We start from the raw sequence: 14,435 nt of genomic DNA on the forward strand, positions 1-14,435 counted from the left end.
AGGAAAATACTTATTAGAAAAATTTATTTCAGCAAAAGCTTAGAGAAGCCTAATCATAACCTTAAGAGAACTTATCTTAGAGAGGATTAGGATTGGATAACTACAGGATAAATGGATATTATATAAAATATAGGTAAATTTCATAAACATTAGATTTTATTATAATATGTGGTATAATATTAAATAACAGGTACAATAATAGGGATAGAAAGCTATCCTTTTTTATATGGTCAATGATTACCTCCAAAATCTTTAATGTTAAAATTTAAAATAACATTAAAGTCCCTTATATTAGAAATAGTATAAGGGATTTTTATTAAAATTAGAAACGGAGTGATTTAAATGAAAGTATTGTTCTGTAATATAGGATGGATGAAAGAATATAAAGGTATTAGCGAAGATGATACCATTGCCTCTATTACTACAAAATCAGATAAAAATGGCAAAGATGCAGAACAGTATAACTTTTTAAACCTGGATGGGTATTATTACGGATATGCATCTACTAAATCAGGTAGCAAGAAGAAAGCAGAACTACAATTAGAAGAGATAGACCCTAAAGAGGAGGGAACGGAATTTTTAGATGACGTGCTAGTTATTTGGGTGGCAAAAAGGCCAAATGATAAAGCAGGTAGTAGAATAATAGGATGGTATAAAAATGCCAGGGTTTATAGAAATTATAAAGAGAATTCCTTAGGATTATATAATATAAGAGCGAAGGTAAAGGATAGTTTATTAATACCGCCTATGCATAGAAGCTATTTAATATATCCTGCAAGAATAATAGGAGCAGGAAAGGGAATGGGACAGTCTAATATATGGTTTGCTAAAGGAGAAGAAGCAAAAGAAATATTGGAAAATTCCATAAGCTATATAAATGATTATAGCTATGAGAGATTCGATGACCACATTACAGAAGATCAGTTAAACTTTATTACAAGAGATAAATTAGATTCAATAGATTCCTACTTTAAAAAGGGTGAGGAACTTCTACATATAAATCCTCTAAAAACAGTTCAATATTGTAATAAGATTATAGATGAAAAAGGTGAAGATTTAGATATTCTATATAATAAAGCTTTAGGTCTTGAGAAATTAAGATTCTATAGCAAAGCAAGGGAACTACTTAAGCACATACTTGAAAAGGATGAAAGTCATAAAGAAGCTAAAGCTAAGTTTGAAAATATTAATAAGTTGCTTAAGGATATAGATGAAGTTTCTTGATCAATATATACTTCAGTTCTTTTATGTTTTGAAAATTTATATTATGAAATATTGGTTTTAAATATTAGTTTGTAAAATTTAATTATCTAAAACTTAAAAATGTTATGTGGTGCGCCCTATGCATTTGAGCAAAATCTAGAAATTCTTAATTTATTTTTTTAAATATCACTAAGATGCTGTACATATTTGACCGAAGGGAGTTTGTCAGCATTAAGGGTTTTTAGAAAATAAATTTTTAGAAGTTCTTATTGAAGCGAGACAGCATAAGAACCATTATATAGCATTTTTTATTTGTTGTAACCTTAAATTGATTTGGCAATTATAAGTTTCTACAAAGGTAATTAGGATTCCAAATCATAGAGCTAAGTACGTAGTAAAGCCGTTCCAAAAAAGTCGCTTTTTTACTACATACTTAGCTCTTTTATATCTTATAAGTATATTTTTGTAGCAAAAATACCATTAAGGAAATTTATTCATTAATTGGATATTATTTTTAAAATTTTAGGGAAAGATACAATAAAGTATACTTAAGGAGGCTTACAATGAAAGCATTAACATATCAAGGTATAAAGGATGTTAAAGTTAAAAATATGAAAGATCCTACTATTGAGAAAGAAGACGATATAATAGTTAAGGTTACTTCAACGGCAATTTGTGGTTCTGACTTACATTTGATACATGGAATGATACCGAATACACCTAAAGATTACATTTTAGGGCATGAAACTATGGGAATTGTAGAGGAAGTAGGAAAAGGAGTAACTAAGTTGAAAAAAGGTGATAGGATAATAGTTCCCTTTCCTATATCTTGTGGTCACTGTTGGTATTGTGAACATGACTTGTGGAGTCAATGTGATAATTCAAACCCTAATGGGGGAGTGGGAGCTGTATTTGGGTACAGTAATACTTTAGGTGGATATAATGGAGGGCAAGCAGAATTTTTAAGAGTACCATATGCCAATGTAGGCCCTATGATTATCCCAGAGGAGCTTACAGATGAAGAGGTTTTGTTTTTAACAGATATACTTCCTACTTCATATTGGGGAGTTGAAAATGGTAATGTTAAACATGGGGATACTGTTGTAATATTAGGATGTGGTCCAGTAGGACTTCTATCACAAAAATGGGCAGCTTATATAGGAGCTAAAAGAATAATTGCAGTAGACTATATTGACTACAGACTTAAACATGCCCAAAAATATAATGGAGTAGAAACAGTTAATTTAGAGCATCATGATAATGTAGGTGAATATATTAAGGATATAACAAATGGAGGAGCGGATGTTGTAGTTGATTGTGTTGGCATGGATGGCAAAATGACCATGATTGAAAAAGTAGAGACACTCTTAAAGCTACAGGGTGGTTCGAAGTCTGCAATTGAAATAGCTACTCAGGCTGTAAGAAAAGGAGGAACTGTATCACTAGTGGGAGTATACGGAGCAAGGTATAATGCTTTTCCTCTTGGTGACTTTTTCTCGAGAAATATTACGCTTAAGATGGGGCAGTGCCCAGTTCATTCTTATGTTGAACCCATATTAAAGCTTATAAAAGAAAAGAAGATCGATGCAACAGACATTATAACTCATAAACTATCTTTAGATAAAGGTGAGTATGGATATAAGATCTTTGATGAAAAGAAAGATGAATGTATAAAAGTAATTTTAAAGCCGTAGAAGAGATAATAAACAATATATTAGGTTTTATGAGGAGAATTAAAAAAAGATTTTAATAATCTTAATTTTACTTAAATGTTTAATGAACTTAAAATGGAGGATAGGAAAATGGGAAACAAATTAGTTGAAGGTTTATCTGCTGTGACCACGTCATCACTACAAGTTACTCCAGATATATTAGTACTACAATTCACTATTGTAAATGCTTTTATAGTTAATACTTCAAATAATGAAAATAACAAATGGGTTCTCGTAGATACAGGACTTGAAAACTCTGCAGAGTTTATTTTACAATCAGTTGAAAAGAAGTTCGGAAAAGATAATCCACCAGAGGCAATAATTCTTACTCATGGTCATTTTGATCATGTTGGTTCTGTCATTAAACTTACTAAACATTGGGATGTTCCAGTTTATATTCATAAATTAGAACTTCCTAATATAACTGGTAAAAAAGATTATCCTTTAGCAGACCCTACTGTAGATAATGGAATGGTAGCAAAAATGTCTACAACTTTCCCTCATACCAGTATAGATGTAGGAAATTATGCTTTAGAACTACCTTCAGATGGCAGCATACCGGGTATGCCAGAATGGAGATGGTTGCACACTCCTGGACATACTGAAGGGCATATAGCATTATTCAAAGAGAAAGATCGTGTACTTATAGCTGGAGATGCATTTTCAACAGTAAAGCAGGAGTCACTTATGTCAGTATTAACTCAAGGAGAGCAGATAAGTGGACCTCCTAAATATTTAACTACTGATTGGAGAGAAGCTAAGAAGTCTGTAAAACAGCTTTTAGACTTAAGGCCATTGCTAGCGATACCAAGTCACGGGCAACCTATGGAGGGTAAAGAATTAATAAGTCATTTAGAAACGTTAGTTAATGATTTTGATAAAATAGCTGAACCTAAATAAGGATGAAAGGTTATAGTCTCAAATTGGCTTCTTAAATATAGATTTCTACAAGAATAATTAGGATTTCAAATCATAGAGCTAAGCACGTAGTAAAGCTGCTCCGAAAAAAGTCGCTTTTGTACTACATACTTAGCTCTTTTATGTTCTACAAATATATCATAAAAATTAAGTAATGGTATATTGTTTTTATATTTTAAAGAGAAAGCTGATATTTAGTTAATCATATGTGTTTTATTAGAATAAATGTTATAATTAGTATGTAAAGATATGCAATTTAATTAAACAATTGTAAAGTATTACGTGAGGAGGGAAGTATAGTGAATAATCTACCACAGCAAAAACAAGTTATAAATAAAGACTCAGTTTCACTTGAATCCTATGAAGAAATGGCAGAATGGTATTTTGAATATATTGATAAAAAACCGTTCAATGCCTACTATGAAAGACCTGCAACTATATCTTTGCTTCCAGATGTAAAAGGAAAGAAAGTTTTAGACGCAGGTTGTGCTGCAGGATGGTACACTAAGTGGCTATTGGATAAAGGGGCAAGTGTAATAGCATTAGATTTTAGTCCCAATATGATAAAGATGACTAAAGAGAGAGTTGGAGATAAAGCTGAAATTATAAGAGCTGACTTAAACGAGCCACTAAGCTTTATTCAAGACGAGTCTATTGATGTTGTGGTATCATCTTTAACACTTCACTATATTAAAAATTGGGATATAGTAATGAGTGAATTTAATAGAATTCTAAAGAAAAATGGCCAACTTGTTTTCTCGGTTCATCATCCTTTTATGGATTTTACGGTTTTTAATAAGGAAAATTATTTCTCTACAGAGATTATAGATGATGAGTGGGAAACACATAAAGGTAAGGTTAAAGTTCAATTTTACAGGAGACCTTTGAATAAGATAGTTTCTCCAGTTATAGAAAATGGATTTATTATAGAAAAGTTATTAGAACCTATGCCAATAGAACAATTTAAAATAGAACAGCCAGAGCTTTATGATAAACTAACTAAGAGACCTCAATTTCTATTTTTTAGAGCAATCAAAATTAGTACAGATACAAAGATTAATTCGTAATCTCCTCATATCACGGATTAAAACAATAAATAATTTAAAGGAATGGAAAGTGTTATGAATACATCAAGCATATACTTACTGTTTATTCTTGCAATAACATTGCATAACATAGAAGAAGCACTTTGGTTGCCAGAGTGGTCAAAACATGTACAAAGATTTGGTAAACAAGTGAGTAGAGATGAATTTTGCTTTGCTGTATTAATAATTACAATGTTAGCATATTTAGCAACGGGTTTATTTATGATTTTTCCTCAGATTTTAATACTAAAATATTTTTTCTTCGGCTTTATAGGATCAATGATCATTAATGTTATTTTTCCGCACTTGGCTTCAAGCATTGTGTTAAAAAAGTATTGCCCGGGATTAATTACAGGAATTTTTCTTATAATACCCTTCAATAGCTTAATCATAGCTTTTTTATTAAATAATAAGATTATTAATTTTAGTGAAATAATTATATCTACAGTTGTAGTGGGTATATTCCTATTAATATTAATATATATTTTAAAAAAGATAGGTGGAAAATTAATTGATTATAAATAAATTAATAGAACACTTAGAGAAATTTTAGGAAAATGTAATACAAAAAATTGGCACATTAATTATGAGGAAACTGATGGATTATATTGATGATAATTATACAGATGATGCTATTATCGGTCTGATTGCAATAAGTGAACTTGATAAATTTTATAAAAAATTTGGATTCACATATAACCAAAATAATCGTTTTTACAGGTATAATGGTTAAGGATTATGAATAGTTCAAACTTTTTTTATTATAACTTAACTATGGGGGGATTATAATGAATGAATGGGAATCTTTTAAAGAAGGATTGAGAATTATAAAAGAAAAATTTAAACCAATATTTATAGGAATAATGGTTTTTGTTTTAGGTTTAGTCATTAGTGTGCTTATAACAGACTCATATAGTCATGATAGTAGTGAGGCTGAAATAATTTTATATGGAGTTTTTTATCTAAGCAGCGTTATAGCTGTTTGTACATCAATAATAGTAAAAACATTAAAAAATAAAGATTCATAATCTAAAAATTTAAAAAACTAAAGAACTATATATCTAAATATATAACTAAAATGATTTCTCAATTATAGGTTTTTACAGAAATGATTAGGGTATCCAAAAGAGGAACTAAGTACATAATGACGTCGCTTCAAAAAAGGCGCTCCTCCCATTATATACTTAGTTCCTTGATGTTTTACAAATAGATTAAATAGATGAATAGATGATGGATGTGGTGTAAATTCCCTTACGGGAATAGTTCATTAATATTTAAACTATAGACTAAAAAAGTTATTAATTAACATAGAAAATCCTTTCAAGGGGGCTGTTTATGGATAATAAAGAAACTAATAAGGAAATTAACTCATTTGAAGAACAGTTAGATGAAATTAAAGAATATCAAAAGAATGCTTTTAATCCTGGTTACTATGTAGGCTCAGGAAGAGTTAATTTAGCTACAAAAAATTTATTTAAATCACCTAAGGTACTTATAACTATGGGAATTATATTTTTAACTCCAGCAATATATAATATAATAAAAGATTTTAGCACAGTTACACTGTTAAACCAAGCTATGCAGATAATTATAGGATGCATACTAATTTTGGGAGGTTTTATAAGGTTGCGTAGAAAAAAACATTAAAAATTTTAATGTATTATAACCCATAAATGCTTCTTATTTAGTTTATGGTAAAGTGTTTTTATATTTATAAATTTCTACAGAAATGATTAGGGTATTCAAATGGGGAACTAAGTGTATTAAATTTAAATTAATTTTAAACAAAGGGGGTAATCATTGTGGGAGCTTTTGGTATTGCAGGGTCTCTTGGTGTTTTGGGGATTATTAAAGAACTATTAGAATGTTTAGTTTATATATCAGCAATTATTGTATTATTCAAAGCATCACAGGCATTAAGTATATATATTAATAAAAATTCAAGATAGATTGCCAAAAAAGAACTAAGTACATAGTGAAGTTGAGCGGGGGTTTGGGGGGTGCCCTTCTTACCATGTACTTAGTTTCTTTATTTTTATAATTATTAGCTATAAATAATTCATAGGGGGTATGAATTATTTACAGTATAATGTTAGCATTTTAATTTTACACTTAGATTTTATTTTGCTTCACTAGCAGCTTTTAATATAGCATTGTAGTTAGGTTGTTCGGTTATTTCATCTAAGTATTCTACATAAACTATTTTGTTAGTGCTGTCTACAACGAAAGCTGCTCTTGTAAGTAGTCCTAATTCCTTAATATATGTTCCATAGTTTTTGCCAACTAATCTATCTTTATAGTCAGATAGTGTAGTTACATTTTTTATTCCATGAGCTGCGCACCATCTGGATTGTGCAAATGGTAAATCCATGGATATAGTATATATAGATACATTTGGAATTGAAGTAGCTTTTGAGTTAAAAGTTCTTGTTTCCAAGTCACAAACAGGGGTGTCTATGGAAGGAACTGTTAAAATTATTCTAACTCCTTTTGTATCTTTAAAATAAACATCTTTTAAATCATTATTTGTAGCAGTAAAGTCTGGTGCAACATCACCAACTTTTACCTGTTCTCCTACAAGGCTTAATGGATTGCCGTCAAATTTTATTGTCATATTAAGTACCTCCTAAAGTGAAATTGTTATTAATTAATAACAATTATTTATTAATATTATAATATCACATATAAATAATATTTTCAATAGCTTTGATAAATATACCATTTACGTATATAATGTTATTAAATATATAAGATAATATTAATATGTACATAGAACATTATTAATATGTATGCAGAATGGGATTAATGGGCGCCATGGAATAGTGTCCATATGTGCACGGAATAATGTTAATAGATGTTATGAAATAGTGTTAATAAGTGTATGAAATAGTGTTAATATATGTGTATAATATTAATAAAAACTAATGAGAAGGTGATAAAATTATGAAAAAGTATATAATAGCTATATTATTGATAGTAGCTGTATCTTTAGGAATAACCTACAAATATATTAATAGCAAAGAGGTAAAGGTAAATAAAAATTCTATAGAATTAAGTGAAAATAAGAGGAAAGAGTTGAATAATTATTTCACTCTTTTTGTAAAATATAAATTAGAAGATTTTAAAGAAAACTCATTAACAGATGAAAATGCTATAAATTTCGCTGTAGCATATAATTTTGATAATAATTTTGAAAAGTTTTCTGTGTATCAAGAAAAATGTTGTGCTTATATAGAGCAAAAGTATATCGAGGATACCATAAATGAATTTTTCGCGAAGAAAGTAGAAAAACATTTGACCACTCCAAAGTATGAATTTATAGACAATAAATATATTGCTCCTCTTGCTAGCGGAGGAAGTTATAATTTTGCAAAAGTTAAAGAAATGGTGGAGGAAGATGGTAAGGTAACGGCGTATTTAGATATATATCATGCCGATGGAAGCTTTATCGGGGATATTAATGATACAGAAGAGGAATGGGCAAAAGGTGAAGGTGAAGTGCCAGAACTTATTGGGAAGAAGAAGGCATTGATGAAAGATGGTAAAGTCTTAAGCTTTGAAAATTACTAATATAGTTTTAGGGTTATAGAAGTTGATATTTAATATTTGATAGGAATTGATAGGAGAGCTGATAGTTGATATTAACTATTAAGCTTATAGTTAATAGTTAGATATTAAATAGTAGAGATGAAAAATTGATAACTTTAATAATTGACAATTATAATAGAAGAATGGAAAGTTTATAATTGAGAATCATAATAAGTGAAGAGTTAAGAGTGAAAAGCTAAAAGTGAAGAGTAAAAAGTGAAGGAAGGGGATTTATATGAGTAAGAGGATAGTTATAATAGGTGGTGTAGCAGGGGGAACCACAGCGGCAACTCAGGCTAGAAGAAATGATAGAGATGCGGAAATAATTATATATGATAGAGATAAGGATATTTCTTATTCAGGATGTAGTCTTCCATATTATATAGGGAAAATTGTTAATACAAGAAGAGAGATTGTGCCAAGAGATAGTAAATACTTTAAAGAGAAGTTTAATGTAGATGTGAAAATACTACATGAAGTAACTTATATAGATTCTAAAAATAAAAAGGTAAAGGTAAAGAATTTATCCACAGGGGAAGAGTTTGAGGATCACTATGATAAGCTTGTTATAGCCACAGGTGCTTCACCTTTTATACCTAATAAGGAATGGATGGATAAAGACAATGTATTTGTTTTAAGAAATGTTGAAAGTGCAGATAGAATAAAAAAGTACATAGAAGAAAAAAATCCTAAGAAAGCTTTAATAGTAGGTACAGGATTTATAGGCATGGAATTATGTGAAAATCTAACCGAAATAGGAATAGATGTAACCATGGTGGAGCTAAAAGATCAAGTCATGCCAACACTAGATAGAGATATGGCTAATAGAATAGAGGAATATATAAAAGAAAAGGGAGTAACGATATACACAGGAGAAGAAGTAAAGAGTTTACTTGGAGAAAAATCAGCTAAAAAAGCTGTAACAGATAAAAGAGTTATAGACGCAGATATGGTTATACTTTCTATTGGAATAAGAGCTAATGTGGACTTGGCACTTAATGCTGGAGTAAATATTGGAAAAACTAAAGCCATAAGGGTAAATGAGAAAATGGAGACTAATTTGGAAGATATATATGCAGCAGGGGATTGTGCGGAAATTTATTCATTGATACATGAAGACTATGTTTACAGACCTCTTGGAACTACGGCAAATAAGATGGGAAGAATAGCAGGGAAAAATGCCACAGGGGAGGATCTATCCTATGAAGGAATTCTTTCTACAGGCATATTTAAAATATTTGATAAGACAGTAGCTTTTCTTGGAATGAACCAAAGAGAAGCAGAGGCATTAGGAAAGAAAGTAGATATTCATTATGTAAAGACATATAATAAACCACCTTTTATGTCTGGAGCTTCCATTATGTATATAAAAATAATGGTGGAAAAAGAAAGTGAAAAGATATTAGGAATTCAAATATTTGGAGGAGAGGGAGTAGATAAGACAATAGATACTTATGTAGCAGCTATAACCTTTGGAGCAAGAAAAAGAGATTTAGCGCTAATAGATTTATCTTACTCTCCACCATATTCAACAGTTAATAGCCCAGTTATCCAATCAGGGGTAATTATGGAGGGAAGTTTAGAATCATAAGTTTATAGAGCTAGGCTGAAATATTATCGGCCTAGTTTTTTATATGCATTGAACATGACAACATGCTAAAAAAATTATTAGAAAATTATAAAAATACTGAAAAAAATGTTGAATTATATTGAATTGGGTGATATAATTTTATCAAGGTGTTACAAAGTACAACCTAGTGAGCAAATGTAACAAGGGAGGGATTGAATGGCGAATTATAACAATCGAGAGTTGATAAAAGTTGCATACTACTACTATAAAAAAGGATTAACACAGGCTGAAATAGCAGAAAAAATGGTTATGTCTAGACAAAGAGTAAATAGATTATTAAAAAAAGCCATCAATGAAAATATAGTTCAAATTCAAATTATAGATATAGACAAATATAATTTGGAGTTGGAGACCAAGTTAGAAGAAAAGTTTAATTTAACACAAAGTGTAGTTATTTCTGCTATGGATGAGAAAAACATAACTAGTAGTTTAGGGATAGCAGGAGCTGAATATTTAGAGAAGCTGATTGTAAAAGATGATGTTATAGGAGTAACCTGGGGCAAAACATTATCAGAGGTAGCTAATAGATTATCATATAATAATAAGCTAGAGGCCCCAGTTGTTCAACTGATAGGTGGAATGGATATAGCATTTACTGCTCTACAGCCTGATGAAATCACTAGAACTATAGCAGAAAAGCTAGGAGGAAAACCTTATTTATTATATGCTCCAGCTATTGTAGAAAATAAGGAAACTAAATCTGCAATTATGTCTGATAAAAGTTTAAAAACTACTTTTGAAAACATGGAACAATGTAACATCATAATAGCGGGTATAGGAGAATTGAGCACAAATAATACTTTATATAAGCAAACACAATTTAATGAAAAATACATAGAGCATCTTCTATCTCGCCAATGTGTTGGGGATATTGGATTTAGATGGTACAACGAAAATGGTGAAATTGTAGAGCATGACTATAAAGATAAAACTATAGGATATGACATACTCGAAAATAAAAGCAATGCATTGGTCATAGGAATAGCAGGGGGAGAAAGCAAGTATAAAGCTATTTTAGGAGCACTGAAAGGAAACTATTTAGATGTTTTAATTACCGACAGTGATATGGCTAAGCGATTAATTGAAGAATAAATAATAGATAGTATTAAGAGAGAAGGGATATATTTGATATTTAAAGAAGAAAGAGAACTGGTTATAGAGTACGGTAAAAAGTTAATTGAAAGTAATCTAACTAAAGGGACAGGAGGTAATATTAGCGTTTTTATAAGGGATAAAAAATTGATGGCTATAACTCCAAGTGGAATTGATTATTTTAAGCTTAAGCCAGAGGATATTTTGATTATGGACCTTAATGGCAATGTAGTTGATGGAAGGAAAAAACCGTCTAGCGAATACTCAATGCACAAAATTTTTTATGAGAAAAGAGATGATATTAATGCAGTAGTTCATGTTCACTCTATGTATTCAGCGGTTTTATCTTGTATGAATTGGGAACTACCAGCGGTACATTATCTAGTTGCAATTTCAGGGGGACGAAATGTAAGATGTGCAGAATATGCAACTTTTGGAACTGAGGAGCTTGCTATAAATGCATTTGAAGGGATGAAGGATAGATATGCTGTTTTTCTAGCTAATCATGGCTTGTTGACAGGAGCAAAAGATTTACCTAATGCTTTTAACAAAGCAGAAGAAATTGAGTATTGTGCAGAAATATATTATAGAACAAAAACTTTAGGAGAGGCTAAAATACTTTCAGATAATGAGATGGACAAAATGTTAGGGTTATTTCAATCTTATGGGCAAGTAAAACGATAAGGATAAGATTAAAATTAGGGGGTATATATAATGGATAAAAAAAGTAACTTTTTAGGGTTAGTACCTTTAGTATTTTTCTTGGCATTATTCATGGGGACAGGAATTATAACAGGTGATTTTACTAATATGCCTTTATTATTAGCACTTATTTTTGCTTCAGGTTTTGCTTTATTATTTGATAAAAAAGGGGAAAAGACATCATTAAACGATAAGATTGATATATTTTCAAAAGCTGGAGGGGAACCGACTATAATATTAATGGTTGTGGTTTTCCTACTTGCAGGAGCTTTTTATTCAATTGCAGATGCAATGGGGGCTGTAAGTTCCATAGTAAATTTAGGATTAAGTGTTTTACCAGCAAATATGTTATTACCAGGTATATTTATGGTTGGATGTACTTTATCATTTGCCATGGGAACTTCCATGGGAACCATAAGTGCCTTAACACCTATAGGTGTGGGGATAGCACAACAGACAGGAATTGGCTTACCTTTAGTTTTAGGAACTGTAGTAGGTAGTGCAATGTTTGGGGACAATCTATCCTTTATCTCAGATACAACAATAGCGGCTATAAGAACTCAAGGAGTAGAACCAAGAGACAAATTCAAAGCTAACTTTTTGATTGTTTTACCAGCTGTTATTATCACTCTCATAGCATTAACATTTTTGTCCACTGGAAATGCTGAATTAGCTACTTATGAATATTCATTAGTAAGGATAATCCCTTATGTAGCAATTATTGTTAGTGCACTTATTGGTGTAAACGTTATGCTAGTTTTAGGAATAGGTATAGGTAGTGGAGCCATAATAGGACTAGCAATGGGTAGCTTTAATATGGTTGAACTTTTCCAAGTATTACAAAGAGGAATGGGATGGATGGAGGACTTAGCTATAATCGCTATTATAGTAGGAGGATTAGTTGGACTTATGAGTCACTATGGCGGTCTTGACTACTTACTAGAAAAGGTTACATCAAAAGTAAAAACAAAAAAAGGAGCAGAGATGGGCATAGCTGCTTTAGTAAGTGTAATAGATATAGCTACAACTAACAATACAATATCCATTATTACAGCAGGGCCATTAGCAAAAGACCTGTCAAAAGAATATGATATAGACCCAAGAAGAACCGCAAGTATTTTAGATATATTCTCATCTGCTTTCCAAGGCTTAATCCCATATGGGGGACAATTATTATTAGCTGCAGGAATTGGGAAAATATCACCAATAGAAATTGTACCATTTTCAATATATTCATTTTTAATCATTATTTTTGGTCTATTAGCTATTATATTCGATCTTCCAAAATTAAAATCTAAAGATAATAAAAATGATTTAACTATGAAAGGTTAATATCAGGCGTATAGGGCTAGAAGTCTTTGGGAGTTCTGGCTCTATAGTTTATAATATAATTGGTAGTTTAAAACAAATTAGAAAGGCGGAAACATATGGACAGAGTAGATAAAGATTTAGCTTTCATGCTTAGATATGAAAATGTAGCTTGGTATGATGGCGGTAAGGTAAAAATATTAGATAGAAGAATTTATCCAACGGAAGTAAAGTTTGTTACATGCAATAATCATGAGGAAGTTGCAAAGGCTATTAAAGACATGGTAACTCAAAGTGCCGGCCCTTATACAGCGGCAGGTATGGGGATGGCTTTAGCTGCATATGAATGTAGAGAACTATCATTTAAGGATCAAATTGATTATTTAGAAAAAGCTGCTTATAGATTGGCAAATGCAAGACCTACCACAGCAAATAGAATGACATTAGTGGTTGAAGGATGCTTAGAATCTGCAAAAGGAGCTATGCAAAATGGGCAAAAAGTTGATGAGACAATTTTTCAGCATACTGTTAAATCCATGAACAATCGTTATTCAAGGATTGGTGAAGTAGCAAAATATCTAGTAGATATGTTCCCGCAAAATGGTAACATAATGACACAGTGCTTTGGAGAAACCATCGTTGGTATGATGCTAAAAGAAGCAAAAAATCAAAATAAAAATATTAAACTGTTTTGCCCAGAAACTAGACCATATTTACAAGGAGCTAGGCTTACTGCAAGTGTAGCATATGATCAAGGTTTTGACGTAACTGTAATTACAGATAATATGCCTGCATTTACTATGCAAAATAAAAATATAGATGTATTTACATCAGCAGCGGACTCTATTTGTTTAGATGGTCATATAGTAAACAAGATAGGAACATTACAAATAGCTATAGTAGCTAAATATTTCGGTATTCCCTACTTTGTAACAGGTATTCCTGATGGGGATCGTGAGAGTATTTCACAGGTTAAAATTGAGGAAAGAGATCCGAGTCTAGTACTAGAATTTAGAGGTATTAAGAATACTATGAAGGGAGTTAAGGGATATTATCCATCCTTTGATATTACTCCTCCTCATTTAGTAAGCGGCGTAGTTACAGATAAGGGGATATTTAATCCTTATGATTTGCATAGATACTTCCAGTCAAAGGTAGAAAATTATTATTAAATCATAAAATGAAGTTAAGGAGTTG

General features: G+C 30.8%; 16 protein-coding genes. 15 read left to right on the top strand and 1 reads right to left on the bottom strand.

The window, feature by feature from the left end; translation table 11 throughout:
• Positions 1 to 342: 342 nt before the first annotated feature.
• The 9 genes from KQI86_RS06600 to KQI86_RS06640 all read left to right on the top strand — a co-directional run bounded on the left by KQI86_RS06600 (position 343) and on the right by KQI86_RS06640 (position 6,867).
• Positions 343 to 1,224: a hypothetical protein gene (locus KQI86_RS06600; protein WP_216438492.1), complete on the top strand. Its 882-nt coding sequence runs from the start codon at positions 343 to 345 to the stop codon at positions 1,222 to 1,224.
• A 542-nt stretch (positions 1,225 to 1,766) separates the two neighbouring features.
• Positions 1,767 to 2,897 (top strand): zinc-dependent alcohol dehydrogenase, encoded by a 1,131-nt coding sequence (locus tag KQI86_RS06605; protein WP_216438493.1) that lies wholly within the window; start codon positions 1,767 to 1,769, stop codon positions 2,895 to 2,897.
• 108 nt (positions 2,898 to 3,005) lie between these two features.
• The gene (locus tag KQI86_RS06610) at positions 3,006 to 3,815 is read left to right on the top strand and encodes an MBL fold metallo-hydrolase (protein ID WP_216438494.1); all 810 of its coding nucleotides are present in this window, start codon (positions 3,006 to 3,008) and stop codon (positions 3,813 to 3,815) included.
• Between the two features lie 317 nt (positions 3,816 to 4,132).
• A complete protein-coding gene (locus KQI86_RS06615) occupies positions 4,133 to 4,900 on the top strand; it encodes a class I SAM-dependent methyltransferase (RefSeq protein ID WP_343216149.1) in 768 nt (255 codons plus the stop codon).
• 54 nt (positions 4,901 to 4,954) lie between these two features.
• A complete protein-coding gene (locus KQI86_RS06620; RefSeq protein WP_246582708.1) occupies positions 4,955 to 5,443 on the top strand; it encodes an HXXEE domain-containing protein in 489 nt (162 codons plus the stop codon).
• A gap of 61 nt (positions 5,444 to 5,504) precedes the next feature.
• Entirely contained in the window at positions 5,505 to 5,651 is a 147-nt protein-coding gene (locus KQI86_RS06625) for a hypothetical protein (RefSeq protein WP_216438496.1), read from the top strand.
• A gap of 55 nt (positions 5,652 to 5,706) precedes the next feature.
• On the top strand, positions 5,707 to 5,946 hold the full coding sequence (locus KQI86_RS06630; RefSeq protein ID WP_216438497.1) for a hypothetical protein: 240 nt from the start codon (positions 5,707 to 5,709) through the stop codon (positions 5,944 to 5,946).
• Positions 5,947 to 6,253: 307 nt separating this feature from the next.
• Positions 6,254 to 6,565, top strand: coding sequence for a hypothetical protein (locus tag KQI86_RS06635; RefSeq protein ID WP_216438498.1), 312 nt, complete (start codon positions 6,254 to 6,256; stop codon positions 6,563 to 6,565).
• 155 nt (positions 6,566 to 6,720) lie between these two features.
• Positions 6,721 to 6,867 (top strand): hypothetical protein, encoded by a 147-nt coding sequence (locus tag KQI86_RS06640; protein WP_216438499.1) that lies wholly within the window; start codon positions 6,721 to 6,723, stop codon positions 6,865 to 6,867.
• A gap of 170 nt (positions 6,868 to 7,037) precedes the next feature.
• Here the strand turns inward: KQI86_RS06640 and tpx are convergent, their stop codons facing one another.
• Complete coding sequence (gene tpx / locus KQI86_RS06645) at positions 7,038 to 7,532, bottom strand: thiol peroxidase (protein WP_216438500.1); 495 nt, start codon at positions 7,530 to 7,532, stop codon at positions 7,038 to 7,040.
• A 329-nt stretch (positions 7,533 to 7,861) separates the two neighbouring features.
• Between tpx and KQI86_RS06650 the strand changes: the two genes are divergently transcribed.
• The 6 genes from KQI86_RS06650 (at position 7,862) to KQI86_RS06675 (ending at position 14,410) form a co-directional block, all read left to right on the top strand.
• Positions 7,862 to 8,488, top strand: coding sequence for a hypothetical protein (locus tag KQI86_RS06650; RefSeq protein WP_216438501.1), 627 nt, complete (start codon positions 7,862 to 7,864; stop codon positions 8,486 to 8,488).
• A 253-nt stretch (positions 8,489 to 8,741) separates the two neighbouring features.
• Positions 8,742 to 10,097 (top strand): FAD-dependent oxidoreductase, encoded by a 1,356-nt coding sequence (locus KQI86_RS06655; protein ID WP_216438502.1) that lies wholly within the window; start codon positions 8,742 to 8,744, stop codon positions 10,095 to 10,097.
• A gap of 195 nt (positions 10,098 to 10,292) precedes the next feature.
• Positions 10,293 to 11,228, top strand: coding sequence for a sugar-binding transcriptional regulator (locus KQI86_RS06660; RefSeq protein WP_216438503.1), 936 nt, complete (start codon positions 10,293 to 10,295; stop codon positions 11,226 to 11,228).
• Between the two features lie 33 nt (positions 11,229 to 11,261).
• Positions 11,262 to 11,912: an L-fuculose-phosphate aldolase gene (locus tag KQI86_RS06665; protein WP_216438504.1), complete on the top strand. Its 651-nt coding sequence runs from the start codon at positions 11,262 to 11,264 to the stop codon at positions 11,910 to 11,912.
• A 30-nt stretch (positions 11,913 to 11,942) separates the two neighbouring features.
• Positions 11,943 to 13,262, top strand: a complete 1,320-nt coding sequence (locus KQI86_RS06670; RefSeq protein WP_216438505.1) for a Na+/H+ antiporter NhaC family protein — start codon at positions 11,943 to 11,945, stop codon at positions 13,260 to 13,262.
• Positions 13,263 to 13,357: 95 nt separating this feature from the next.
• Positions 13,358 to 14,410: an S-methyl-5-thioribose-1-phosphate isomerase gene (locus KQI86_RS06675; RefSeq protein ID WP_216438506.1), complete on the top strand. Its 1,053-nt coding sequence runs from the start codon at positions 13,358 to 13,360 to the stop codon at positions 14,408 to 14,410.
• Positions 14,411 to 14,435 lie beyond the last annotated feature (25 nt).

The organism is Clostridium mobile, assembly GCF_018918285.1.
Taxonomy (GTDB): Bacteria; Bacillota; Clostridia; order Clostridiales; family Clostridiaceae; genus Clostridium_AW; species Clostridium_AW mobile.

Coding starts and splice junctions, on each gene's coding strand:
- KQI86_RS06600 (WP_216438492.1), top strand. CDS start 343: ATGAAAGTATTGTTCTGTAATATAGGATGGATGAAAGAATATAAAGGT.
- KQI86_RS06605 (WP_216438493.1), top strand. CDS start 1,767: ATGAAAGCATTAACATATCAAGGTATAAAGGATGTTAAAGTTAAAAAT.
- KQI86_RS06610 (WP_216438494.1), top strand. CDS start 3,006: ATGGGAAACAAATTAGTTGAAGGTTTATCTGCTGTGACCACGTCATCA.
- KQI86_RS06620 (WP_246582708.1), top strand. CDS start 4,955: ATGAATACATCAAGCATATACTTACTGTTTATTCTTGCAATAACATTG.
- KQI86_RS06625 (WP_216438496.1), top strand. CDS start 5,505: ATGAGGAAACTGATGGATTATATTGATGATAATTATACAGATGATGCT.
- KQI86_RS06630 (WP_216438497.1), top strand. CDS start 5,707: ATGAATGAATGGGAATCTTTTAAAGAAGGATTGAGAATTATAAAAGAA.
- KQI86_RS06635 (WP_216438498.1), top strand. CDS start 6,254: ATGGATAATAAAGAAACTAATAAGGAAATTAACTCATTTGAAGAACAG.
- tpx (WP_216438500.1), bottom strand. CDS start 7,532: ATGACAATAAAATTTGACGGCAATCCATTAAGCCTTGTAGGAGAACAG.
- KQI86_RS06650 (WP_216438501.1), top strand. CDS start 7,862: ATGAAAAAGTATATAATAGCTATATTATTGATAGTAGCTGTATCTTTA.
- KQI86_RS06655 (WP_216438502.1), top strand. CDS start 8,742: ATGAGTAAGAGGATAGTTATAATAGGTGGTGTAGCAGGGGGAACCACA.
- KQI86_RS06660 (WP_216438503.1), top strand. CDS start 10,293: ATGGCGAATTATAACAATCGAGAGTTGATAAAAGTTGCATACTACTAC.
- KQI86_RS06670 (WP_216438505.1), top strand. CDS start 11,943: ATGGATAAAAAAAGTAACTTTTTAGGGTTAGTACCTTTAGTATTTTTC.
- KQI86_RS06675 (WP_216438506.1), top strand. CDS start 13,358: ATGGACAGAGTAGATAAAGATTTAGCTTTCATGCTTAGATATGAAAAT.